Source organism: Sorangium sp. So ce281, from assembly GCF_051527395.1.
Classification (GTDB): domain Bacteria; phylum Myxococcota_A; class Polyangia; order Polyangiales; family Polyangiaceae; genus Sorangium; species Sorangium cellulosum_B.
Genome location: NZ_CP150322.1, coordinates 2546755 through 2570320 on the forward strand (window position 1 = coordinate 2546755; position 23566 = coordinate 2570320).

Genomic DNA, 23566 nt, shown 5'->3' on the forward strand with positions numbered 1-23566 from the left:
GCTCAGGCGCCCTTCCGCGCGCGGGTCGCGAGCAGGGCATAGACCCCGATCCCGGCCACGCAGAGGACCGTGGACTCGCCCAGCGTGTCCATCGCCCGGAAATCCACGAGGATCACGTTGACGATGTCCCGCCCGTGGGCCTCCGGGTATCCCTTCGCCACGAAGAACTCGCGCAGGATCGGCTCCGGGGAGAGCGTCGACGACATGAGGATCAACAGGGTCACCGTGGCCCCGAAGATCACGGAGACGATCGCGTCCGGGATCCACACGCGCGCGGGGGATCGGGGCACGAAGCGCGGCAGGTGGTGCAGGACGAGGACGAAGATGACGACCGTCAGCACCTCGACCATGATCTGCGTCAGCGCGAGATCGAGCGCGCTGAAGATCACGTAGACGAGCATGACGCAGAGGCCGATCGCGCCGAGCGCGGCGACGACGGCGAGGCGCGATTGCGTGCGCGTCGCCATGGCCGCGGACGCGAGGATCACGCCCGCGAGCACGAGCTCCGGGAGCTCCACCGTGAGCGACGGGATCGTGAAAGGGAGGCTCCGGAGCAGCGGCGTCCCGACGAGCACGACCGTGGTCAGGGCCGTGACGAGCAGATATCGGCGCAAATGCCCCGTCTGGAGCCGCCCGGTCAGCCACTCCGCGAACCGGAGGAGCCCCGCGAAGGCAGCGTCGTACACGCGCGCAGGGCCCCAGGCCCCGAGGCGCGCGGCGGCGTCGAGGAGGCGCCCTTCGCGGCCGGAGAGGGCGCGGAAGAGCCCGAGGCCGGCGAGGAGGGTGGCGACGCTGAGCCCGAGCACGGGGGTCAGGCCGTGCCACAGGTGCAATTCGAGCGGCGCGGGCCGGCCGAGGATCGCTGTCGCCGCCGCGCCCGGGAGGTCGCCGAGGAGCCGCGGCGCCACCCCGAGGACGAGGCTCGCCGCGGCGAGCGTGGCAGGCCCGAGCCACAAGGACAGCGGCGCTTCGTGGGGGAGCGCGGGCGCCGCCGGGGAACCCCCGAAGAAGGGGCGATGGGCGACGATCAAGCTCACCACGACCAGGAGGGCGCTCGACAGGACCGCGGCCCCGGCGAGGAGCGCCGTCATCGAGGGTGGCGCCAGGACGGCCTCGTAGAAGAGCTCTTTCGACAGGAAGCCGAGAAGGGGCGGCGCCCCCGCGCCCGAGATCGCCGCCAGCACGGCCGCCGTCGCGGTGATCGGCATCCGCCGCGCGAGGCCCCGCAAGCGGGTGACGTCGCGGGTCCCTGTCTCGTGGTCCAGGGTCCCCGCGGTCATGAAGAGCGCGCCCTTGTACAGCGAATGTGCGACCAGATAGACCACCGCCGCGGAGACGGCCGCCCGGGTCCCGATGCCGAGGAGCATCGTGAGGAGGCCGAGCACGCTCACGGTCGAATAGGCGAGGATCCGCTTGAGGTCCTTCTGCGTGACCGCGAGCGCCGCGCCTGCCACCATCGTCGCGGCGCCGAAGCCCGTCACGACGAGGTGCCATTCGCGCGTCGCGCCCAGCGTGGGATGCAGGCGCGCGAGCAGATAGACGCCGGCCTTCACCATCGTGGCCGAATGCAGGTAGGCGCTGACCGGCGTGGGCGCCTCCATCGCCCGAGGGAGCCAGAAATGAAAGGGCACCTGCGCTGATTTCGTGAAGGCCCCCGCGAGGACGAGGAGCAGGATCGGCAGGTACAGGGGGCCTTCGCGGACGACGTCCCCCGAGAACCGCGAGATCTGCGTCTCTCCCGTGACCACGACGAGGAGGACGAGGCCCGCGAGCAGGGCGAGCCCGCCGCCGTCCGTCACGAGGAGGGCCGTCAAGGCGGCTTTGCGCGCCTCCGGCCGCTCGTGGTCCCACCCGATGAGCAGATACGAGCTCACGCTCGTGAGCTCCCAGCACACGAAGAGGAAGATGACGTCGTCGGCGAGCACGAGGCCCGCCATGGATCCCGTGAACAGGAGCAGGTAGGCGTAAAACCGCCCGAGCCGCGGGTGCGAGCGCAGGTATTCGCTCGCGTACACGAAGATCAGCGCCCCGATGCCGCAGATGAGCCCGAGGAACACGAGCGAGAGCCCGTCCAGCCTCACCGCGAGCTCCACGCCGAGCGACGGGATCCACGGCAGCGACGCGTGATGGGCCTGCCCCTCGGCGAAGGGCCTCGGGGCGAGCCGCGCCGCGAGCACGAGCACCGCGAGCGGGAGCGCCGCGAAGAGCCAGCCGGCCGGGCGCCCGAGCCCGCGGTAGAGGGCCGGCGCCAGCAGCGCTCCGACGAACACGCTCAGGACAGCCCACAGCATCGCAGCAGGTTCCCCTTCGATGCCGGCGAGGGGCCGAGGCGTTCGAGAAGCTGGCCTGCCGAGCGAGCTCGACGCGCTGCTCGCCCTCGTTCCCGCGGCGGCGAGCGCGATCGGGCGAGCGCGCCGTGCCGAGCGGCCCGCCTCGTTGCGGCCGCGCGCTCGATGGCTCTGCCGCGATGCGCGGCGGGCACAGAGCATCGGAGGCGGCATGGATGCGCAGCGCGCCAAGGCGAGGCCCGCCGCCCGTCACCCGCTCGCGGCGCTGCTCCTCGCAGCGCCGCTCCTCCTGGCGAGCTGCGGCCGTCCGCCCGCTCGGGCGCCCGCCGCCCGCCGGATCGAGCCGTGCGTGCGGGCCGTCCTGGAGGCGCGCGCCGCGCCTGCGCTGCCGGCGCCGCCGTCCGCGGAATCGGTCCCGCTGCTGCTCGTCGCCGACGCCGCGGCGAGCGCGCCCGCGCCTGCGAAGCGCCCGCCGGGAGCGGCGCTGCCGGCGCCGGAGGCCGTCGTGTCGGCGGCCGTGCCGTTCGCGCCGGGCGCGCTGCGCGACGTCCGGTTCATCCGTCTGCGCGACGCGCGCGGCGCGGCGGTCCCGCTCCGCGCGAAGCCGCTCGCGGTCTGGCCCAGGGGCCGCTCGATCCGCAGCGCGCTCCTCGTCTTCCGCGCCGCGCTCGCGCCCGGAGAACGAGCGATCTACACGCTGGATTTCGGCGCCCCTCCGCCCTCGTCACCCTCGCAGCGCGCCGACCGCCCGGCCCCCCCGGCCCCCCGGCTCACCCAGCTCCCGCAGCCCTCCCAGATCCCTCGGGGGGCCGTGCTCGACGAGGCGCTCCTGCCGAACCCGGACGGGCCGATCGCGGCGGTGCTGCCGCCGTCGTGGTACGCGGCGAGCCTGGTGTCCGGGCCGCAGCTGCCGGCCATGGACGATCGCCGCTTCCCCGGCTTCGAGGCCGGCATCGAGGGCGCGCTCGCCCGCATGACGCCCGCCTACGACGCGTACGGCGTCAGCTGCTCGGCCCCGTACCGCACGTACTACGACGGCCCGCACGCGCTCTACCAGCGCTTCCTCCGCAACGGCGACGCCGCGCGCTACCGGCGCGCGCGCGCCGAGGCCGTCTGGTACCGGCAGCACGAGCTCAGGTTCTCGCCCGATCGCCGCCTCGCGGTCCACGTCTGCGAGCGCGAAGACTGGAGCCCGGCGGCGCCCCTCGCCTGGCAAGTCCTGCGGCGCATGCTCGGCCAGGGGATGGTCGACGACTACCTGCTCACCGGCGATCCGGCGGCCAGGGAGGCGGTCCTCGCCATGGGCGAGGCCCTCCGGCAGAACCAGGCCGCGCTCACGGGCGGAAGGGAAGACGTGCTGCGCGTGACCGAGCGCAACATGGCCTGGGTGATGATGACCCTGTCGAGCTACTACGCGCTCGACCCGCGGCCGGAGCTCCTGTCGACGCTGCGCGGGCTCATGGATCGCACGGTCGCGTGGCAGCAACAGGGCGCGTCGGGCGCGTTCGAGCACGACCTGACCCGCGCCGACCCGTCGGAGTGCGAGCGCGGCCCGCGCGGCGGCTCGCCGTTCATGACCGCGCTGCTCGTCGACGCGCTCATGGACTACCACGCGCTCACCGGCGACCCGCGCGTCCGCGAGGTGGTCGCGCGCGCGGCAGGCTGGCTCGCCGAGCGCGCCATCACCTCGGACGGGCGCGCGTTCCGGTACCTGTGGGGCTGCGAGACCGACGCGTACGACGACAGCGGGACCGCCGACCTCAACCTGCTGATCGTGCCCGTGTTCGGCGCCGCCTACGCGCTGACGCGCGAGCCGCGGTGGATCGAGGTGGGCGACGCGCTGGCCGACGTCGGCGTGAAGGAGATGCTGGTGAAGGAGCCCAAGCACTGGAACCAGGCGATGCGCGCGTTCGGGCGCTACCTGGGGTACCGGGCGGCGCTCTAGAGCGGCGGTCACCCGCTTCGGATACGGGCCCATCTCGACGTTTTCGGTGCTCAGCGCACAGGAGTGCGCTTCCGCGCCGAAAACGCCGATCTGGACCCGTCTCCTGTGCGGGTGACCGCCGCTCTGCGACGCTCGTTCCAGGCTCAGCTGAGAACCGCTCTAATGGCCGCTCCGGCGCCTGGGCGCGGCGTCGTTGCGGGCGTGCTTGCCGTTGACGTGCAGGCCCGCCACGCCGCCGCCGGCCTGCTGGAGCGCATAGCCGATGCCGCTCTGGAGCGTCCCCTTGGTCACCACGGCGCCGAGATCGACGCCCAGATCGATGAGCGTCTGCGCCAGCTCGGCGCGGATGCCGGTGATCACCGTCTTCGACCCGAGCAGCCGCAGCGCCGTCGCCGTGCTCATCAGCGTGCTCGCGACGGCCGAGTCGAGCACGGTCACCCCGGTGACGTCGATGATGACGACCTTCGCCCGGTTCGCCTGGACGCCGTTCAGCGCCGCCTCGAGCGCCTGCTCTGCTCGCGCGGAGTCGATCGTCCCGATGAGCGGCATCACCATGATATGATCGGTGATCGGGATGAGCGGCGTCGAGAGCTCCGCGAGCCGGGCGCTCTGCGCGTCGATGACCTCCGCCTGCAGCGCGGCGCGCTCCTCCTCGGCCCGGGCGCGCTCCTCCTCGGCCCGGGCGCGCTCCACGAGCTCCCGCTGCAGGCGCTCGTTCGTCTGGCGGAGCTCCTCCGTCTGGCGCGCCACCTCGGTCTCCAGGCGCTCGTTCGAGCGGCGGAGCTCGGACGTCATGTCCGCCAGGTGCCCGTAGAGCAGGGCGTTCTTCACGGCCACCGCCGCCTGGGAGGCCAGGAGCCCGAGCGTCTCCAGCTGCGCCGCGAGCAGCGGCTCCGGCGCCGCGTCGCCCTCGATGTAGAGGACGCCGATCAGCTCGCCCTGGCACATCATGGCCAGGCAGAGGATCGACCTCGGCCCCTTCTCCGCGAGGTACCGCGCGTCCCCCGGGCGAGCCTCGCGGCCCGTGTCCCAGACGAAGATCGATTGCCGGGCCCTCGCGACCTCCTCCACGAGCGACGCCGCGAGATCGGCGCCCGGGCCCACCGGCGTCGAGAGCCCGAGCACCACCGTGTCCGGATCGCTCGTGATCGACGCCTCGATCACCAGCCCGGACTCGCGCGAGAGGACGAGGACGCACTTCCGCGCGCCGGCGTGCTCCAGCGTGAGCCGCATCAGCCGGTCGAGCACGTCGTCGAGGACGATCTCGCCCGAGACCGCCTGCGCCGCGCGGATGACCGTCGCCATCTGCGCCTGCGCCTGCGTGAGCCCCTCGAGCGCGCGCTCCAGCGCGACCGTACGCTCTCCGACGCGCCTCTCCAGCTCCTGCGTGAGCCGCTGCAAGGCCGCCTCCGCCGCGATCCGCTCGTCCACCTGCGCGGCGAGGCGCATCGTCAGCCTCCTGAGCTTGGTGTGCACCCGGACGCGCGCGAGCAGCTCCTCGTCCAGGAACGGCTTGGCGAGGTAATCGACGGCCCCGAGGTTCAGGCCCTTCACCCGGTCCGCGGACAGGTCCGTGCTCGCCGTCATGAAGATGACGGGGATCGCGGCCGTGGCCGGGTCGCCCTTCAGCCGGCGGCACGTCTCGAACCCATCCATCCCATCCATCTTCACGTCGAGCAGGATGAGATCCGGCATCCCCTCCCGCGCGAGCCGGAGGGCGCGCGCGCCGTCCACCGCCACCGCGACGTCAAAGCCTGAGCCCGTCAGGGTATCGGACAAGAGACCGAGGTTCCTCGGGTTGTCGTCCACGATGAGTATCATCCCGGCTTCACTGGCATCCATCGTTCTACCCTCCAGGAGGCGCGCGCTCCCATTGCCACAATCAAGGCGCGCGCCGTCCAAGCAACGTCAATCGCGCAGGTGACTCTTGATGAAATCTTCCACGGCTTCCATCTTGAAATCCTGCATCAGGCGGCGCAGGTGCCTGCAAAACGGCGCGAGCTTCGGCTCGGCGCGGTCGAGCCTGTCGAGGTGCTTCTGGAGCTGGTGGAAGAGCCCCCTGTGCGCGAGATCGAAGAGGAGCCGCAGATCCTCGGCGGCCGGGGCGATCATCGGGGTATCTGCGCCGCCGGCGGGCTCGGGTGAGCTCGGGTCGCGGTGGGCGCTGGCGGGCGCCTCGCCCGGCGCGCCGGTGTCGCCCTGCTGCTCGTAGATCCACGAGAGCCCGAGGTGCCGCTGGATCTTGTCGAAGAGCTCCTCCAGCTGCAGCGGCTTCGGGAGGAAATCGTCGGCGCCGGCGGCCAGGCTCTTGTCCTGATCGGAGAGGAAGACGCTCGCGGACGACGCGAAGATCTTCAATCCTGCTCGATCCGGCGCCTTCCGGAGCAGCCGCATCATCTCCCAGCCGTCGAGCTCCGGCATCGCGAGGTCCGTGATCACCAGGTCGAACTCGCGCTCCGACGCCGCCGCGAGGCCCTCCTTGCCGTCCGTGGCCTCGGACGTCTCGAACCCGACGGACTGCAGCATCGTCACGAGCACCGCGCGGTTCTCGGGCTGGTCGTCGACAACGAGGACATGGCGCCGCTTGCCCTCGTAGTCGACGACCGCCGAGGCGGGCCGGAGCGCCGTGGGCTGGGTTCGCCGGGGCGACTCGGCGAGGATCATGTCCATCCAGAACACGCTCCCCTTGCCGGGCTCGCTCCTCACCTCGATGGAGCTGCCGAGCAGCTTCATGATGCGCTGGCTGATCGCGAGCCCGAGCCCCGTCCCGTCGACGCGGCGCTTGCCGTCGCTGGCTTGCTTGAACGGGAGGAAGATCTGGTCGAGCTGATCCGGGCTGATGCCCGTCCCGGTGTCCTCGATCTCGAAGCGCACCCGGTGCGTCCTGCGCGGGGCGCTCTGGATCGCGGCGGAGTCCGGCCTGGAGCCGTGCGGCGGGCGCGGCCCGTCGCCCAGCCGCTTGATCGTGAAGGAGACGCGGCCCCTCTCGGTGAACTTCACGGCGTTGCCGAGCAGGTTGATCAGCACCTGCCGCAGCCGCCGCTCGTCGGCGACCACGTCGGTGGGGAGCTCGGGATCGGGCGTATACACCAGCGCGATGCCCTTCTCCTCGGCGCGGATGCGGCAGATCTCGGCCGTCGATCGCAGGAACGAGGGCAGGTGGAAGTCGTTCGCGTGGGCCTCCATCGCCTGCGCCTCGATCTTCGCCAGATCGAGGACGTCGTTGATCAGCGTGAGCAGGTGGGCGCCGGAGCGATGGATGACGTCGATCCCGCGCAGGTCCTGCTCGCTCAGCCCCCGCGAGCGCCGGAGGATCTGCGCGTAGCCGAGGATGCCGTTGAGCGGCGTCCTGAGCTCGTGGCTCATGTTGGCGAGGAAGTCGCTCTTCGCCTTGTTGGCGGCGTCCGCGGCGATCTTCGCGTCCTTCAGCTCGGCCGTGCGCTGCTCGACGCGGAGCTCGAGCTCCTCGAACGACCCCTGGATCTGGCGCGCCATCTGGTTGAAGGAATCCGCCAGCGTGCCCATTTCATCGTGGGATCGCACCTCGACCGCGGTGTCGAGCTTCCCGCTCGCCAGCTGCGACGCCGCCTGGGCGAGGCGCGTGATCGGCCTCGTCAGGACCTGCGCCATCAGGACGGCGACCGCCGTGACGATCGCGGCGATCAGCGAGGCGAGCAGCAGCGCGTCGCGCGTCGTCCTCTCCTCGATGGGCTCGAGGAACGCCGCCTCCGGCCGCACGAACGCCACGGTCCACGGCGGCTTCTTCATGCCGTCGAAGGCGCTCACGCGCGCGAGGGCCACCGCGCTCATGGGGGCGTCCCGCGCGGCCATGCGGGCCTGCAGGAAGCGGCTCGCCGTCGAGGACGGGTCCTGCTCGCGCTCGAACCGGCGCAGCCCCTCGTCGAAGGCCTGCACGTCGGTCGACAGCTCCGCGGCCGGCTTGTCCGGCAGCCGCCGCTCCGCCTTGAGCCGGCCTTCGAGCTCCGGGGCGAGCGGCACCAGCGACTTGAACACGAGCTCCGGGGAGCGGCCGTGCGCCAGGCGGACGTGGTGCTCGTCGAGGAGGATCGCGAACGCGTCCGACGCCTCCAGGAGGCGCGTCTGGGACAGGATGATCCGCTGGACGGCGGACAGGTTGTAGGTGCACCGGAGCACGCCGATCGTCTTCTTCTTGTTCAGCGCGTCGCGGACGGGGCTGCTGAAGACGAGCTGGGGCACCTCGCCGGCGAACGCGACCGACGAGGCGTAAGGCAGGCCCGTCTCCACCGCGTGGATGAAGTAGTCCCGCTTGGATTCGTCCCTGTCGACGGGCGTCTGCACCGTGTCGAGGACGTTCTGCCCGCGCTGGTCGAGCAGCGCGTAGGAGAGAATGTTGATCGTGTCCTTCCGGATGAGGCCGTGCAGCGTCCTCGACGCGAGCGCGTGCTCCTCGGTCCCGCTCCTCCGGGCCTCCTCGCCGAGGCTCAGGTAGCTGGTCAGGCCGGGCAGACGGGCCTCGACGCGGACCGCGTCCAGGTTGCTCTCGATGAAGTCGTCGACGCTGGTCGCGGCCTGCGACGCGGCCGCGGCGAGCGCCTGGTTGGCGCTCTCGGTCAGCACCGCCTCGTTGGTCCGCTTGTTCAGGAGCGTGAGGATCGAGAGCGGCGCGAGCGCGACCGTCAAGAGCGCCACGATCAGCTTCATGCGGAGGGTGATGAGCGGGGCCTGCTGCTGCATTGCGCGACTCATGGCGTTCGTCGAGCCTCCGTGGCGATGCTGTCGAGGTGCTCCGCGGGCCGCGGCGGTCACTCGCGGTTCGTGGCGGGCGGCAGGAAGGACGAATCGAAGATGTTGTCGAGGTCCGGGCGGCGCCCCAGCTGCCCGTCCTGAACGAGAAAATCGATGTGCTTGTTGACGAGCGGGGCCAGCGACGTGGGGTCGTTGTTCGGGGCGAACCGCCGTCGGACCTCCTCCAGCGAGAAGAGCTCGTACCCGTCCGTGCTGATGTCCGCGGCCGGGATCTTGAGCGCCTTCGCGATGATCTCGTTGCCCTCCTGCGGGTGGGCCTTCCAGAACTCGACGGCCTGGAACCAGGCCCGGATGAAGGCGCGGACATCGTCCGGGCGGTCGCGCAGCACCGCGCCGCGGAACATCGCGAAATCGGCGAAGAGCCCGGGCGTCTCCTTGCTCGAGAAGATCGCCTTGGCGCCGGCCTTCCCTGCTTGCGTCGCGTAGGGCTCCCAGGTGTGCGCGGCCTGGATGGTGTTGTTCGACAGGAACGGGATGACGTCCGTCTCGCTCGCGTTGACCAGCGTCACGTCGTCGATGGCGAGGCCGCTCCTCTCCAGCATCTCGCTGACCAGCATCTCGCCCAGCGCGCCGGTCTTGGCCGCGATCTTCTTCCCCTTGAGATCGGAGATCGTCTGGATCTCCGGCCGCGCCATGATGACGTCGGCGCCCGCTGTCTGGCCCAGGTAGAGGACGACCCGCGCATCGGGCTCTCTCGCGAGGATGCGCACGACGACCTCCATGGTCCACGGCAAGCCGTCGACCTTGCCCGCGGTGAAATCGGAGATCATGCCGTAGAGATCCGGGTTGAAGACAAGCTCGACGTTCACCCCTTGCTGGTCGAAGAAGCCCTTCTCCTCGGCGATCGACAGCGGGAAGAACCCGACCCAGTAGCCGTGGCTGACCCGGAGCGGCGGCCGCGCCTCGTTGCCCCGATCGCCGGGCGAGGGATCCGGCTGGCACGCCGAGGCGAGGACGGACAGCGCGGTGACCGTGAGCCAGCCGATGGTGCGTCGCACAGCCGATGTCTTCATGGTCGGGGCTCCTTCGCGGGGCGCGCGGAACGCGTGTCGAACGGGCGCTCGACGGGCTCCCGCCGCGCGCCGCGCTCCCGGCGCCGAGACGACGACCCGACTGCGAGGCCCCCCTGCATGTTGCGCAGCCTACCATGAGCCGCCGCGGCGCCGCGATGCCCGGCGACCGGATCACGGCGATCCCGGGGCTGTTTCGAGGAGCGCCGGCGCCGTCTGCCCGACAGGACTGCCTCGCACCGTCGCGGCCCCTCGGTAGGTAGCTCGGCGCAGGTGTGCCGAAGGGATCGATTGCCGAAGCAAGACCATTGCGATATTGCAATGCGCGCCAGCCACGACTACCTTTCAATAACCTTCGCGCCTTATCGTCTGCTTGCCATTCGAAATCATGTGCGGAGAACCCCACTCATCGGAGGTGACTCATGGGCTCGTACTTTGTCGTGCGCGACGTCCTCGCCCGTCTCGTCGCGGCGTCGGCGCTGCTCGTCGCCCTCGCGGCCGGCCGATCCGCCGAGGCGGCGTCGTCTTTCACCCTCTTCGAGAGCGGCCATGTGCGTCCGCTCGCGCTCTCGCCCGACGGAAAGCTGCTATTCGCCGTGAACACGCCCGACAACCACCTCGAGGTGTATCGGGTCAAGAATCAGGGCATCGAGCACCGCGCCTCCATCCCCGTCGGCCTCGAGCCGGTGGCCGTGGCGGCGCGGAGCGATACAGAGGTCTGGGTCGTCAACCACCTGTCGGACAGCGTGAGCGTCGTCGAGCTGACCCAGGGGGCGCACTCGGGCCGGGTCGTGCGGACGCTGCTCGTGGGTGACGAGCCGCGGGATATCGTGTTCGCGGGTCCTGGAAAGCGCCGCGCGTTCATCACGACGGCGCATCGCGGACAGAACATCCCGTTCGACCCCCAGCTCACGACCCCCGGCGTGGGCCGGGCGGACGTATGGGTCTTCGACGCCGCCCACCTCGGGTCGACGCTCGCCGGCGCGCCCCTCACGATCGTCACGCTGTTCAGCGATACCCCGCGGGCGCTCGCGGTGACGCCGGACGGCAGCAAGGTGTATGCGGCGGCCTTCCACTCCGGGAACCGCACCACCGCGCTCCACGAGGGCTTGATCCCGAACGGCGGAGAGGCGGCGGGGGGCGTGCCGGGGCCGGCCACCAACGTGGAGGGGATCCCGCACCCGGAGACGGGGCTCATCGTCAAGTTCAACGGTTCCCACTGGGTGGACGAGCTGAACCGCGTCTGGGACAGCTCCGTCCGGCTCTCGCTGCCCGACAAGGACGTGTTCGTCATCGACGCGAACGCGAGCCCGCCGAGGCAGCTGCCCGGCGCCGCCGGGGTCTACACCGGCGTCGGCACCATCCTCTACAACATGGTGGTGAACCCGGTCAGCGGGAAGGTGTACGTGTCGAACACCGAGGCGAGGAACGAGAAGCGCTTCGAGGGGCCCGGGATCTTCGCCGGCCAGACGGTACGAGGCCACCTGCACGAGAGCAGGATCACCGTCCTCGGCCCGGCGGGCAGCGTCACGCCGAGGCACCTCAACAAGCACATCGATTACAGCGCGTGCTGCGCCCCGGTCCCGAACGCCGAGAACGGGAAGAGCCTCGCTATCCCGCAGCAGATGGCGATCACGAGGGACGGCAAGACGCTGTACGTGGCGACGATCGGGTCGTCCAAGATCGGGGTGTTCAGCACCGCCGCCCTGGAGAACGACACCTTCGTGCCGAGCACCTCCAAGCAGATCCCGGTGCCCGGCGGCGGCCCGACGGGGCTCCTGCTCGACGAGGCGCGGCGGCGCCTCTACACGATCACGCGCTTCGACAACGCGATCTCGATCCTCAGCACGACGACCGAGTCCGAGATCGCGCACGTGCCGATGCACAACCCGGAGCCGCCGAGCGTGGTCGCCGGCCGCCGGTTCCTCTACGACGCGTCGTTCGAGTCGAGCCACGGCGACTCGTCGTGCGCGAGCTGCCATGTCTACGGCGATTTCGACAGCCTGGCCTGGGATCTCGGCAATCCGGACGGCGTGGTCGTCGACATCCCGGGGCCGTTCGAGTCACACCCGCTGGACTTCGGGATACCCGACACCCACCACCCGATGAAGGGGCCGATGACGACGCAGAGCCTCCGCGGGATGGCGAACCACGGGCCCATGCACTGGCGCGGCGATCGCACCGGCGGCGACGACGAGCCGAGCGCGCACCCGGACAGCGGGACGTTCGACGAGGTGACGGCGTTCATGGAGTTCCAGGCCGCGTTCACGGATCTCCTGGGGAGGAGCGAGTTCATCCCCGAGACCGACATGCAGGCGTTCGCCGATTTCATCCTGCAGGTCACCTATCCGCCCAACCCGATCCGGGCGCTGGACAACTCGCTCACGCCGGCGCAGCAGGCCGGGCGCGGCTTCTTCTTCAACAACGTGTCCGACTTCAGCGAGGAGGGCACCTGCGTCTCGTGCCATGTGCTCGACCGCCACGGGAACGAGGAGTTCGGCGTCGATGCGCCTGGCTTCTTCGGCGCCGATGGCCGGTACACGTTCGACCTGGAGACCGAGGCCTTCAAGTCGCCGCACTTCCGCAATCTGTACCAGAAGGTCGGCATGTTCGGGATGGCGAACAACGATCTCTTCCCGGGCAGCGACGCGTTCCTGGGCGACCAGGTCCGCGGCTTCGGCTTCAACAACGAAGGGGGCGTCCCGACGCTCTTCCGCTTCGTGAGCTCGGCGACCCCCGACATGGGGTTCAACCAGTCGCCGCTCACCCCGGGCGGGTTCCCGCCGGGGCCGGAGGGGGAGGTGATGCGGCGCGAGGTGGAGCAGTTCCTGCTCGCGTTCGACAGCAACCTGGCGCCGATCGTCGGGCAGCAGGTGACGCTCACCCAGCACAACGCGGCCGCGGTCGGGCCGAGGATCGATCTGCTCCGCGCGCGGGCTGATGCAGGGGAGTGCGATCTCGTGGTCAAGGGATCGCGCAACCACGAGGCGACGGGGTTCCTCTACGTCGGCGCCGGCCTGTTCGTCGGCGACCGGCTCTGCGACGCGCCGATCGGCGACGCGGCGCTGCGGCACCGGGCCTCGCGCAACCGGGGCGAGCTCACGTACACGTGCGTGCCGCCGGGCTCGGGGGTGCGGATCGGGCTGGATCGCGACGACGATGGATTCCGCGACGGCGACGAGGAAGACGAGGGCAGCGACCCGGCAGACCCGTCGAGCACGCCCTGAGGACCGCGCGGCGCCCCTCGCTCGCGCGACTGCCCACATCATGAAACCGCTGCTCGTCGCTCGGCGCGGCCCTGCGACGAGCAGCGCGAGGGGCGGCGCTACCCCGCCGGCCGGAGCCGGAACGCGCCGCAGTCGGGGTGTTCGATGCGCCCGGCGAAGAGCGAGCCGTCGAGCGCGAGGTCGCCCTTCATGCCCACGGTGACGTAGTTGGGCGGGCGCTCGAGCCAGGCGCCTGGCGAGAACGATGCTGTCCGCGTCTCGGCGTCGTAGCGGCCGCTCATGATGTATTTGCCGGCGGCGCTGGACTCGGCATGATGAAAGCCGAACACGGCCTTGATCCTGTCGCCCTTGACCTCCAGGATCCGGAACGTCATCTCGGTCGTGCCCTGCGGGCAGTCGTAATCGCCGATCCAGGTCCGCGTCCGCTCGAACGGGTTGTCGCCGGGGAATTCCTCCGGCACCCAGCCGTCGGCCGCCGTTGTGGCCGCCGCCGGGGGCGGATCCTGGAGGACGATGTAGACCGTCTCGGCGGCGGGCGGCGGCTCCGGCGCGCGCGGCTCGGCCAGCGTGGGCGCGGGGCCGCACGCGGCCAGCAGGAGGGCCGCGCATGCGGCGCAGCGCAGGGCCGAGCGCCGTCGGGGGGCGGGGGCGTTCGCGGTACCCATGCGCGGGAGGGTACCATGGAGAGGGCCGAGCGCGGAGCGTGCTTCAGCGGCGGCAGCCGATGCGTTCGGTCGCGACGACGACATCGTCGTAGAGGATGGTGTGTGTGTCGGAGACGGTCATGCCGAGCTCTTCCATCTCCGCCCGCCGGCGCGCGTCGGAGTCGCGCTCGTAGTAGGCGTCGAGCATGAAGCTCTTGAAGCGCACGTCATCGCTCGATCGGAAGTCGAAGCCACTGAACGGCTCGGGCGGCGTGCACGCGCTGAAGTCACACCCTCCCGTGTGGAACTGGGCGCGGAGCCAGGTGCCGTCGGGGTAGCCGGGGCGGTAGTCGCCGATCGCCACGCCGTCGATCCAGAACGCGAGCGCGCCGTCGCTCTGGCCGACCGTGTTGGCGCGCGCGTGCATCTCGACGCAGAACCACCGGTCGCGCGGGAACGGCGCTTGCCCCGGCGGCTGGAAGACATTGCCGTAGTAGTACGTCGTGCCTTGATCGCCGGCGCAGCCAGGGGTGGCGGTCCCGTCGTTGCAGCGCCCGGAGCGCATCTTGTACCAGTAGGCGTAGAAGTTGAAGACGTCGTCGGTGGTCGTGTCGAAGTCGAACCAGAAGCCCTCGTCTCCGGGCGGCACCGTGTTCGCGCGGCCGCTGCTGTCCCAGCTCTCGGTGCCCGCCGCCATGCGCACCCAGTGGTGCGGGTTCGGGGCGAGCTCGGGGAAGCGCACATGGAAGCGCCAGTAGAGCGCGTCGACGCGCTCATGGGTGACCCACGTGGACGACGAGATGTACGTCTCCTCCGCCAGATCGGCGGTCGTCACGGTCGAGCGGAGGTAGCCCTGCCCGGCGTGGGCGGTCGCCGCGTCGGCCTCGATGTGCAGATAGCGTGTGTCGGCGGTGGGGCCGTCCCAGCGCCCCCAGCCTTGCTCGAAGTCGTCGTGGAAGAGCACGGCGGGGTCACCGGCCATCCCCACGTCGTCCGGGTAGCGCTCGCTCAGCGTGCCGGACGGCGACGTGTCGCCGCCGCCCCCGCCGGCATTGCTCGTTCCGCCGCCCCCGCCGCCATTGTTCGGTCCGCCGCCGCTCGAGCCCGACGAGGACGCGTCCGGCCCTGCGCCGCCGTCGCCGCCGGAGCCCGGCGTGGAGTCGCAGGCGGCGAGGAACAGCGCGATCACCAGGGGAAATTGCAGAAGGTTCTTCATCCTTCCACGCTATCCGCTGCTCCGCCGCCTGCGCGAGCGCCCGAGGAAAAAATGCGGAAGACCCGGTGGCGGGTGGTGTAGGTTCTCTGCCCGGCGAGCGACGGTCAGGATCAGAAGGTGCGCCATCGTCCTCCTATTCGCGCCACGCGGCCGCCTCACGCTCGATGTCCTCAATCCGAGCTCGACTGCGCGAACGAGAGCGCACCCGCGTTGTGTCGTGCCTGCGCGCTGCTCTTCGCGCCCGGTAACTACGTCCTTCTGGATCAACCAGCGCAGGGCCACATGGCGACGGCTCCTGTCGCGCGCCTCGGGGAACTCCCGGAGCAGGCCGACCAGTCGCGATGGAGGCACCGGTGTCTCGCGTCAGCTCTCCGACCGCGCGTCCGAGGCGCCGTAGCCGTACATCCCCGCGGTGTCGAACAAGCGGGCGCCGCTCGCGATGCTCACATCGACAGCCGCTCTCTGCTTGTCCAGGCCCCCGACCGATCGGGCCGTAAGCCGCCTGCCCGACATTCGACGTACGGTGCGCCGGTCTGCCGCGGAGCGCGGCGCCGTCGGTAGCAGCGACTCGTTCCGCAGTGCGGGTCGTCAGGATAGTCCTACTTGATAAATAGATCTGCAACCTTCGACGCGAGTTTGAGCCTGGCAAGGCTCGTGTAACGGGGGCCTTGCATGGAGCTCGTCGGGGCGTTCGCGAAGGGGATAGGACCAATCGGCCTGGCGGCTTCCGAGAAGACAAGTCGATATTTGCCCTCGTCCCCGTAGGGCTCGATCGCGCGCACCGGCGCATAGTGAGTAATCGCGGATACTGGGGCGGTCTGATACGCAGCGATGTACTTGATTCGCGTCAGCATGCCACCGCTGACCCTGATCGCATACCAGCAGTTCTCGGCGAGAAAAACGTCACGAAACCCGTCCTCTTGAGCGGGAACTACAATGGTGTCGCGATCGTCGATCTGCGACACGGGCACGGCAGCCGCGCGTGGTGTGTTGGAGGAAGCGATGGGGACGGGCTTCTCAAAGACGCGAACGCCCAGAAGTGGAAGGATGCGAAGGAGTTCTCGAAGGAATCCCTGCGTGTCCGCCTTTTCGGCCTCCGTCAGGCCGGGTTCTCGCGGGGCGTTCGCGTTGTTCAAATGACATCGCCCGGCATTGCGGGCTCTCTCCAGTAGCGCGTATTCCAGCCAGGTGATGTGCGCGCGGTTCAGACCGCTGTTGCTCGAGACGAAGGCGTATCCCCACTCCCAGAACTCTTTCTCGGCGTAGTGAGCCCTGATTCGCTCGCCGACGCCGTCTCCTTGGCCGACGTAGATCGTCGGTAGATCGTCGGCGGATCCCTCTTCCGTGCCGCTCAGGATGTACACACCAGCTCTTGCGAACTCCGGCCGCGCAGCAATTTCTGGCCACAAGAGCCGAGGAAAGGCGACTCCTACACCGGTCCAGTTAAGCCGATCGACAATCTTCAGTCCTTCTGGATCGCCGGCTGGGACGTAGATCCGTATGGTGTATGGTTCAGCCATGTCTCCTCGCGGGTTCTATGCCGATTGTAGGATTACGTGGTCTCAGATGTGTGATATTGCGGGAGATCCTGGCTGCCGAGCGCCTTATGGCTGTGCTGCGGTGCACCGGCTAGGCGAGTCGTCAGCACCTGAATCTTGTTCGGCGGTGTGCGTTACGGCCATCCTCGACTACTTCCGCGCATCGCGCGTCAGGTCCAGCCGGTGACTCCGGGGAGCTTCGCGAAGAGTCGCTCAGCTATCTCGAACACGTCCTTGGGAGCGTACGCCCGTCCCAGCTTTGGGGTCCAATATCGACCGTGCGCGAGCCAATGGCGAAGGTTCAGCGCCGCCCTGAACTCGGACACTGCGGATTTGCACTCCGCATGGTGGGTGACCCAAGTGGCCAATAGATCCTCATCGAGCCGTACGCTTGCTTCTTTGTCCTTGTACAGCTCGCGGTAGGTTCTGCTGACGGGATCCTTCGCTTTGCGCTGGACTCGAGAAAGATAGTCGACGCGGAGCACGGCTTCAGCTTCGGCAAGCGCCAAAAGGCTCGCCGCGGCATCGAGTTCGCGGCGCGCGTCCTCGAGGTAGACGGTTACCTCCTCCTTCGTCATACCCAGAACTGCATTCGGAACCGGGAGGTGTTGAGCAATCAGATCCAATATCTTGAGTTCGCGGTCGTCAATGGCAGCTCGCATCTCGAGGTGCCACTGCCGAAGTTGCGAGGCGCGCGGTCGGTCCGCGAAGAAGCTCATCCGCCGAGAAGCTCCCTTAACGCGTCCGCGAACGAGTCCTCGGTGACGGGTTCAGTACGAGTGATCGGACCTCGCACGAGGAAGTGCCATCCGCGGTCCGGCAGCAGCACAATGGGCAGCGTGCGAGCGTCACAGGTCATGTCTACGCGAGCTGAGGCGCCGGCAATGGTGCCCGTACGAGGCGCGAAGAGGACCTCCGATACCCCGACAATCAGCCTCATGCTTTCCTCTGAGAGCATACCGAGCTGCTCGTCAGGATGGACGTAGGAGTCCCTCTCCAGCTCGACGATGCCCTCGTCGACCGACGGCTTGAGCCAGGCCTCGATGTGGTTGAAGAGCTCACCGATCGCAGTGCTGCGCAGCTTGATCTTCTCTTCCTTGTCGGCGAGACGCCCCGATTCCTCATCGCGCGCTTTCTTGTCCTTCAGGAAGGTCTTCAGGGATGCGGCCGAACTCATGCTTCAATCCTCTCCGGGAACTCTAGCAACACCCAGACGTTCGCCCGTGTCAAGCGCCGCGTGGCGGGCGAGAGCCGCACGTCTGCTGCCTGGTTCCCGCGGCGTATCGGATTGACTCAGCGCCCTGGGCGGGCATCGTCCGTCGCGGACGAGGCATCGCTCCCCATCGTGCCGATCAGCTTGCTGCCCTGGCACGTCGGGTGCATGGCCGGGCGCGCCGGCGCCGGCACGGTGCGCGGATGTGCGATCGCCAGTCCCACATCGGCACCGCACTCGCCCGCCGAACGTCTTGCCGGCGTGCCGCCGCGCGAGGCGTGGTCGGCACCAGCGGCTTGTTGGGCGGGAGACAGAGAAAGGGAGAGTACACGGGGAGACGGGGAGGAGAGAGAGCCCAACGTGGAGAATCGAGAGGTGGGGACCATTCTCGAGCCTGCTCGATTGGGGTCGGCGGCTTTGAGGCCGCTCGTTTGCAGGCGGTTCTCGGCGATGTCAATTCCGCGCAGCCAGAGCTGGTCCCGCGTCGATATATTAGGCCTGAGCATCGATTTTGCACCGAGAGACAGGGAATCGAGAAGATTGTGGGATCTGTCGGAGCGAGTCATCGGAGCGTGTATCGAGGTGCACTGTCACCTCGGCCCCGGGCTCGCCCCCGCTCACGTCCCTTGATTGCCCGCAGCCCCCTCGCGCCCCGGAGCTCTCGCGGAGGGCAGCCGAACCAGCGCCGGAACGCGTGGCTGAACGCGGTCGTGTCCGAGAAGCCGAGCCGGAGCGCCGTCTCGGTCACGCTGCTCCTCGCCAGCAGGTCGGCCGCGCGGTCGCGGCGCACCTCCTCGACCAGCTTCCGGAAGCTCGTCCCCTCGACCTCCAGGCGCCGGCGCAGCGTCCGCTCCGTCGTGCCGAGGGAGCGAGCCACGTCGTCCAGCGTCGGGATCCCGCCCTCGGCGCTCGCGAGCGCGCGGGCGAGCTGGTGCCGCACGCCGTCCGCGCTCGACGGCGGCGCGAGCTGCTCGCAGAGGGCGCTCACGCTCCGGCACAGGTACTCCCATAACCTCTGGTTCGCGCCCACAGGCACCATGTCGAGGACCTCGCGGCGGAACACCATCCCGTCCCAGGGCGCGTCGAACCGCACGGGGCAACGGAAGAACTCCACGTGCGCAGTCCGGCGCGGCGGGGCCGCGTGGCGGAAGCTCACCTCCAGCGGCGTGAGGGCGTCGCCCGCCATCTGCCGCAGACAGCCGAGGTTCTGCGCCAGCGCGGTCTCGTTGGAGAGGCGGTGCCCCAGCGTGAGCGGCCGCAGGCGATGCCACCGCACCTCGGCGCGCTTCCCGCTCTCGATCGCCTCCCATCGGCCCGAGTCGGTCAGGAGCGCGCTCTACCGCGCCGCGGTGTCGAACGCATGGCGGATGGACGGCGCGCTCATGATCGCGAAGCCGAGCACATGCAGGTCCTCCACCCTCGCCCGCTGCGCGACGCGGATCGGCAGCGACGGGTCGTCCAGCATCTGACGCAGATAGGTCCAGAGATCGAGCAGCCGGTCGATCTCGATGCGCCGGTCGGGATCGGCGGCGAGCGACGGCAGGCGCGCAGCGCGCTCCATCGCGCCCAGCCGGATGCCGTCGCGGAGCCCGAGGTCGACGACCAGCCTCGCAACGGACGTCATCACGGTGGCATTGCCTTCAGGGGTCGCAGATTCTCATTCTGACGAAAGAAAAATCTCTTTTCGAGGTCATCCAGCGAATCCGCGCGGCCCGCTCGCTCCGTTTTTCTGGTGCAGAGCCCCATTGCGCCGGTGAACGGCCCATTTGGATATTCGAAGCGTCTGGAGCCGTGGTATGCGTCCCTGGCAGGAGACACCCACTTGCAAGCTGGTCTGTTGAAGGACATCGCCGCGGCGCTCGCCGCCGTCGAGCCGGCAGGCGCGTTCGCCACGGAGCTCGGGTGCAGCGGCGAGGATCTGCACATCGAGGTCGAGGGGGTCGGCCCCATCCGCTTCCCGATCTCCGCCGCCACCGCGCGAAAGCTGTGCTCCGTCGCCCGCCCGGCCCCGTTCGGCCGGCGCGACAAGACCTTGCTCGATACGAGCGTGCGCGACAGCTGGGAGATCGGCCGGCGCCGGCTCAAGATCGACACGCAGCGGTGGCGACGCACGCTCGCTCCGAAGCTGGCGCTCGTCCGTCAAGGCCTCGGGCTGCCCGAGGGCGGTGAGCTCCACGCCGAGCTCGACAAGATGCTCGTGTACGGACCCGGCCAGTTCTTCGCGCCGCACCAGGACTCGGAGCGCGCCGACGACATGGTGGGGACCCTCGTTGTGGAGCTGCCGTCCAGGCACGAGGGCGGATCCATCGTCGTCGAGCACGACGGGAAGAAGAAGGTCTTTCAGAGGGCCGCGCGGGGTCCGAAAGATCTATCGCTGCTCGCCTTCTACGCGGATTGTCGCCACGAGGTGAGGCCGGTCGACGCAGGCTACCGGATCTCCCTCACGTACCACCTCCTCTACCGCGGGGCAGCGGAGGCCCGCGCGCCGCTCGGCCGCGCCGCGATCGAGCGCATCGAGGCGGGCATCAAAGCCTACCTTTCGACGCCGATCTCGCTGCCGTACGCGCAGTCTCCCCCACGGCGGCCGGACCGCTTGATCTACCTCCTGGACCACGAGTACACGCAGAAGAGCCTCGGATGGGGCCACCTCAAGAATGCGGATCGGCTGCGCGCCTCGGCGCTGCAAGAGGTCGCCGATCGCCTCGATTGCGAGGTGTACCTCGCCCTCGCCGACGTGCACGAGAGCTGGTCGTGCGAGGGCGCCTGGGATGACTACGGTGGTCGCTGGCGCGGCGATCGCGGTCACGACGACGATCCCGAGGGCGCCCGCGACGCGGACGAGCACGACCTCATCGATCTCCTCTGTACGGATGTCGTGCTTCGCCACTGGGTCGGCCCGGATGGGCGGAGCGCGCCGGGCATCGCGACCATGCGGGCGGGCGACGATGTCTGCTTCACGAGGGCCTCGACCGAGATGGCGCCGTTCAGGTCCGAGCACGAGGGGTACATGGGCAACTACGGCAACACCGTGGACCGCTGGTATCATCGGGCCGCCGTGGTGATGTGGCCGCGGGATCTGGCCTTCGAGGTGCGCGCGAAGCTTTCGCCGTCATGGGCCGTCGACGAGCTCGCCTCCCACGTCGAGGCGGGCAGGGCGGACGAGGCCCGCGACAAGGCGAAGAGGCTCCTGCCCTCCTGGCATCCGGCTGCGTCGGACGAGCTGAGCGAGGCGTCCTTCAAGCGGCTGATCGAGGTATCGGCGGCGCTCGACGACGCCGATCTGGCCCTCGGGCTCGTCTCGCCCTCGGGGCCGCATCGGTTGCGTCCCGGCGTGGTGCCCGCCTTCGTGGCCCTCGTCGAACGCTACGGCTTCTCGTGGTCGAAACAGGTCTTCTCCGCGTGGGCCGAGCGCGCGCGCTACAATACCCCGCCCTGGCTCTCGTTCCTCCCCCGCCTCGGCGAGGCGCTCCGGGCCGGCGGAGAGCACGGCAAGGCGCTCGCCGCGTGGCTCCTCTCGCGCGAGGTGGACTCGTTCGAGAAAGGGCGCAAGGGCGCGCTCCTGTTGCCGGAAACCGTCAGGGAGGCCGGCGCCGATCGACTCGTCGACGATCTGCTCTCGTTGCTGGAGACCGCTGCCGCGATCCGGGCGCCCTCCATTCGCGACGACCTCATCGCCTCCCTCACGGCGCCCGAGTCGGCGCTGCCGCTCATGACCGCCGGCGCGCTGTTGAAGACGTGCCGGAAAGGGCGCAAGCCCGCCGCGGTGCAGGCCCTCGGGCTGCAGGCGCTCGTCCGCCGCGTCGAGGCCCTGCTCGAACGAGCCGTCGCGGCGAACGCGCGCAGCGCGGACGACTGGTCGATCGAGCCCCCGCCCGGGTGCTCCTGTGCGCTGTGCAAGGTGCTCGCGGCGTTTCTGGTCGATCGAGCCCAGGTCCAGCTCGCGTGGCCTCTGGCCAAGGAACGGAGGCGGCACATCCACGGTGTGATCGATGCTCACCGCCTGCCCGTCACCCACACAACGCTTCGCCGCGGAAGCCCCCAGACGCTCGTCTTGACGAAAGAGAAGGCGCTCTTCGACCGCGAAGCAGCGCTGCGGGCGCAACAGAAGGCGCTGCTTACCTGGCTCAAGAAGGAGCGCAGCGCGTTCGGTTGACCGCTCGATCTGGCGAGGACGCCGGGACGCTGGCCAGTCGATGACCCGACGCAACCCGCGCGGCAGCCGCTCGGAATGCCGCCCGTGGCATATTGACCGCGTCTGCCCGACTGGGTACGACTGGGTTCGTGCCTGGTGAACCTGAACAACGAACGCTATCCGCCACGGGCGGACAGCGGTATCTGGACAAATCAGGTAACGGCAGCTTTTTGTTTCTGATTGCGGACAGCCATCGGCCGCTCGCGTCGTCGGCGCGCATCGCCCTCGATGACGTGGAGGAGGTCGTTATCGGCCGCGGCAATGCCCGGAGGCTGGAGGTCGTGGACAGCGGCTCACGCCGGCGCGTCGAGATCCGGCTCGACGACCCATGGCTCTCGTCGAGGCACGCGCGGATCATGCGGGTCCTCGGCCGGTGGTGCTTCGAGGATTGCGGCTCCAAGAACGGCAGCGTCCTCAATGGGGCGCCGAGGAAGCACGCCGAGCTCGCGGAGGGCGACGTGCTCGAGCTGGGCCGCACGTTCTTCCTCTACCGCGCGGCGATTTTCCGCGGCGCCGAGCAGGTCACTCTGCTGGAAGCGTCGAGCCTCGCCGCGCACGTCCCCGGGCTGCTCTCCCTCATCCCGTCGCAGCTCGAGATGTTCGAGCAGCTCAGGGTGGTGGCGGCCTCCACCATCCCCGTGCTGATCCAGGGCGAAACGGGCACCGGCAAGGAGGTCATGGCGCGCGCCATCCATTCGCTCTCGGGCAGGCCGGGCGCGTTCGTGGCGATCAACTGCGGCGCGCTGCCGCGGGATCTCGTCGAAGGCGAGCTCTTCGGGCACAGGAAGGGCGCCTTCTCCGGGGCCACCGAGGATCGCCCCGGGCTCGTGCGCAGCGCCGATCGCGGCACGCTCTTCCTCGACGAGATCGGCGACCTGCCCTTGTCCGCCCAGGTGGCCTTGCTCCGCGTGCTCCAGGAGCGCGAGGTGCGCCCGGTGGGCGGCACGCGCTCGATCTCCGTGGACCTTCGCGTCGTGACGGCCACACACCGGCCGATCGAGCGCATGGCGACGTCGGGCGACTTCCGCTCCGACCTGCTCGCGCGGCTCTCCGGTCACGCCGTCGAGCTCTCGCCGCTCCGGGCTCGCCGGGAGGACCTCGGCCTCATCCTCGGCGCGATCCTCCGGCGCGCCGACGGAGAGCGCGCCGAGCACATCCAGCTGCACCCGCGCGCGGCGCGCGCCCTCGTCACGTACGGCTGGCCGCTCAACGTGCGTGAGCTCGAGCAGTGCATCACGACCGCGGCGGTGCTGGCGCAGCGGGGTACGATCGAGCTCGATCACCTGAACAGCGCGCTGCGGCGCAACGCCTCCGACGCCGCGGAGCAGGGGGACGATCCTACCCGGCCCGAGGAGCTCAAGGCGCTCCTGCGCGAGCACGGCGGAAACATCGCCGGCGTGGCGCGCGCCATGGGCAAAGCCAGGATGCAGATCCATCGCTGGTTGAAGCGCTATGAGATCGACCCCGATGACTTCCGCCAGTGAGGCGCTGCGCCGCGGTCGTGG

The 23566-nt window shown here is 69.7% G+C and carries 14 protein-coding genes and 1 pseudogene; 4 read left to right on the top strand and 11 right to left on the bottom strand.

What is annotated here, in order from left to right; translation table 11 throughout:
- Positions 1–2 precede the first annotated feature (2 nt).
- Complete coding sequence (locus tag WMF27_RS09805; RefSeq protein WP_437944079.1) at positions 3–2291, bottom strand: putative monovalent cation/H+ antiporter subunit A; 2289 nt, start codon at positions 2289–2291, stop codon at positions 3–5.
- 208 nt (positions 2292–2499) lie between these two features.
- On the opposite strand from WMF27_RS09805, the gene WMF27_RS09810 reads away from it, so the two are divergent.
- Entirely contained in the window at positions 2500–4233 is a 1734-nt protein-coding gene (locus WMF27_RS09810) for a hypothetical protein (RefSeq protein WP_437944080.1), read from the top strand.
- Between the two features lie 159 nt (positions 4234–4392).
- Here WMF27_RS09810 and WMF27_RS09815 read toward each other — a convergent pair whose 3' ends face one another.
- From WMF27_RS09815 to WMF27_RS09825, 3 genes are all read right to left on the bottom strand, one after another.
- Entirely contained in the window at positions 4393–6075 is a 1683-nt protein-coding gene (locus WMF27_RS09815; protein WP_437944081.1) for a response regulator, read from the bottom strand.
- A gap of 66 nt (positions 6076–6141) precedes the next feature.
- Positions 6142–8961: an ATP-binding protein gene (locus WMF27_RS09820; RefSeq protein ID WP_437944082.1), complete on the bottom strand. Its 2820-nt coding sequence runs from the start codon at positions 8959–8961 to the stop codon at positions 6142–6144.
- A gap of 56 nt (positions 8962–9017) precedes the next feature.
- Entirely contained in the window at positions 9018–10034 is a 1017-nt protein-coding gene (locus tag WMF27_RS09825) for an ABC transporter substrate-binding protein (protein WP_437944083.1), read from the bottom strand.
- Positions 10035–10453: 419 nt separating this feature from the next.
- On the opposite strand from WMF27_RS09825, the gene WMF27_RS09830 reads away from it, so the two are divergent.
- The gene (locus WMF27_RS09830; RefSeq protein WP_437944084.1) at positions 10454–13258 is read left to right on the top strand and encodes a hypothetical protein; all 2805 of its coding nucleotides are present in this window, start codon (positions 10454–10456) and stop codon (positions 13256–13258) included.
- Positions 13259–13356: 98 nt separating this feature from the next.
- Here WMF27_RS09830 and WMF27_RS09835 read toward each other — a convergent pair whose 3' ends face one another.
- From WMF27_RS09835 to WMF27_RS09865, 7 genes and pseudogenes are all read right to left on the bottom strand, one after another.
- Positions 13357–13923 carry a hypothetical protein gene (locus WMF27_RS09835; protein WP_437769171.1) on the bottom strand — a complete coding sequence of 189 codons (567 nt, stop codon included), beginning with the start codon at positions 13921–13923 and terminating at the stop codon, positions 13357–13359.
- A 43-nt stretch (positions 13924–13966) separates the two neighbouring features.
- Entirely contained in the window at positions 13967–15118 is a 1152-nt protein-coding gene (locus WMF27_RS09840; RefSeq protein ID WP_437769170.1) for a hypothetical protein, read from the bottom strand.
- A gap of 599 nt (positions 15119–15717) precedes the next feature.
- The gene (locus WMF27_RS09845; RefSeq protein WP_437944085.1) at positions 15718–16638 is read right to left on the bottom strand and encodes a GIY-YIG nuclease family protein; all 921 of its coding nucleotides are present in this window, start codon (positions 16636–16638) and stop codon (positions 15718–15720) included.
- A 188-nt stretch (positions 16639–16826) separates the two neighbouring features.
- Positions 16827–17375, bottom strand: a complete 549-nt coding sequence (locus WMF27_RS09850; RefSeq protein ID WP_437769168.1) for a hypothetical protein — start codon at positions 17373–17375, stop codon at positions 16827–16829.
- Positions 17372–17833, bottom strand: a complete 462-nt coding sequence (locus WMF27_RS09855) for a hypothetical protein (protein ID WP_437769167.1) — start codon at positions 17831–17833, stop codon at positions 17372–17374. Before WMF27_RS09855 ends, WMF27_RS09850 begins: the two co-directional genes overlap by 4 nt.
- A 598-nt stretch (positions 17834–18431) precedes the next feature.
- Complete coding sequence (locus WMF27_RS09860; RefSeq protein WP_437944525.1) at positions 18432–18935, bottom strand: helix-turn-helix transcriptional regulator; 504 nt, start codon at positions 18933–18935, stop codon at positions 18432–18434.
- Positions 18936–18965: 30 nt separating this feature from the next.
- Positions 18966–19493, bottom strand: a pseudogene (locus tag WMF27_RS09865) (AraC family transcriptional regulator ligand-binding domain-containing protein); the annotation flags it as partial.
- A gap of 198 nt (positions 19494–19691) precedes the next feature.
- Between WMF27_RS09865 and WMF27_RS09870 the strand changes: the two are divergent.
- Both WMF27_RS09870 and WMF27_RS09875 read left to right on the top strand, forming a co-directional pair.
- Complete coding sequence (locus WMF27_RS09870; protein WP_437944086.1) at positions 19692–22022, top strand: 2OG-Fe(II) oxygenase; 2331 nt, start codon at positions 19692–19694, stop codon at positions 22020–22022.
- A 209-nt stretch (positions 22023–22231) separates the two neighbouring features.
- Positions 22232–23545: a sigma 54-interacting transcriptional regulator gene (locus tag WMF27_RS09875; RefSeq protein ID WP_437769165.1), complete on the top strand. Its 1314-nt coding sequence runs from the start codon at positions 22232–22234 to the stop codon at positions 23543–23545.
- The last annotated feature ends 21 nt before the right edge of the window (positions 23546–23566 follow it).

Bases quoted from the DNA above. Each gene is read 5' to 3' on its own strand.
- WMF27_RS09805 (WP_437944079.1), bottom strand. From the start codon at position 2,291: ATGCTGTGGGCTGTCCTGAGCGTGTTCGTCGGAGCGCTGCTGGCGCCG.
- WMF27_RS09810 (WP_437944080.1), top strand. From the start codon at position 2,500: ATGGATGCGCAGCGCGCCAAGGCGAGGCCCGCCGCCCGTCACCCGCTC.
- WMF27_RS09815 (WP_437944081.1), bottom strand. From the start codon at position 6,075: ATGGATGCCAGTGAAGCCGGGATGATACTCATCGTGGACGACAACCCG.
- WMF27_RS09820 (WP_437944082.1), bottom strand. From the start codon at position 8,961: ATGAGTCGCGCAATGCAGCAGCAGGCCCCGCTCATCACCCTCCGCATG.
- WMF27_RS09825 (WP_437944083.1), bottom strand. From the start codon at position 10,034: ATGAAGACATCGGCTGTGCGACGCACCATCGGCTGGCTCACGGTCACC.
- WMF27_RS09830 (WP_437944084.1), top strand. From the start codon at position 10,454: ATGGGCTCGTACTTTGTCGTGCGCGACGTCCTCGCCCGTCTCGTCGCG.
- WMF27_RS09835 (WP_437769171.1), bottom strand. From the start codon at position 13,923: ATGGGTACCGCGAACGCCCCCGCCCCCCGACGGCGCTCGGCCCTGCGC.
- WMF27_RS09840 (WP_437769170.1), bottom strand. From the start codon at position 15,118: ATGAAGAACCTTCTGCAATTTCCCCTGGTGATCGCGCTGTTCCTCGCC.
- WMF27_RS09845 (WP_437944085.1), bottom strand. From the start codon at position 16,638: ATGGCTGAACCATACACCATACGGATCTACGTCCCAGCCGGCGATCCA.
- WMF27_RS09850 (WP_437769168.1), bottom strand. From the start codon at position 17,375: ATGAGCTTCTTCGCGGACCGACCGCGCGCCTCGCAACTTCGGCAGTGG.
- WMF27_RS09855 (WP_437769167.1), bottom strand. From the start codon at position 17,833: ATGAGTTCGGCCGCATCCCTGAAGACCTTCCTGAAGGACAAGAAAGCG.
- WMF27_RS09860 (WP_437944525.1), bottom strand. From the start codon at position 18,935: ATGGTGTTCCGCCGCGAGGTCCTCGACATGGTGCCTGTGGGCGCGAAC.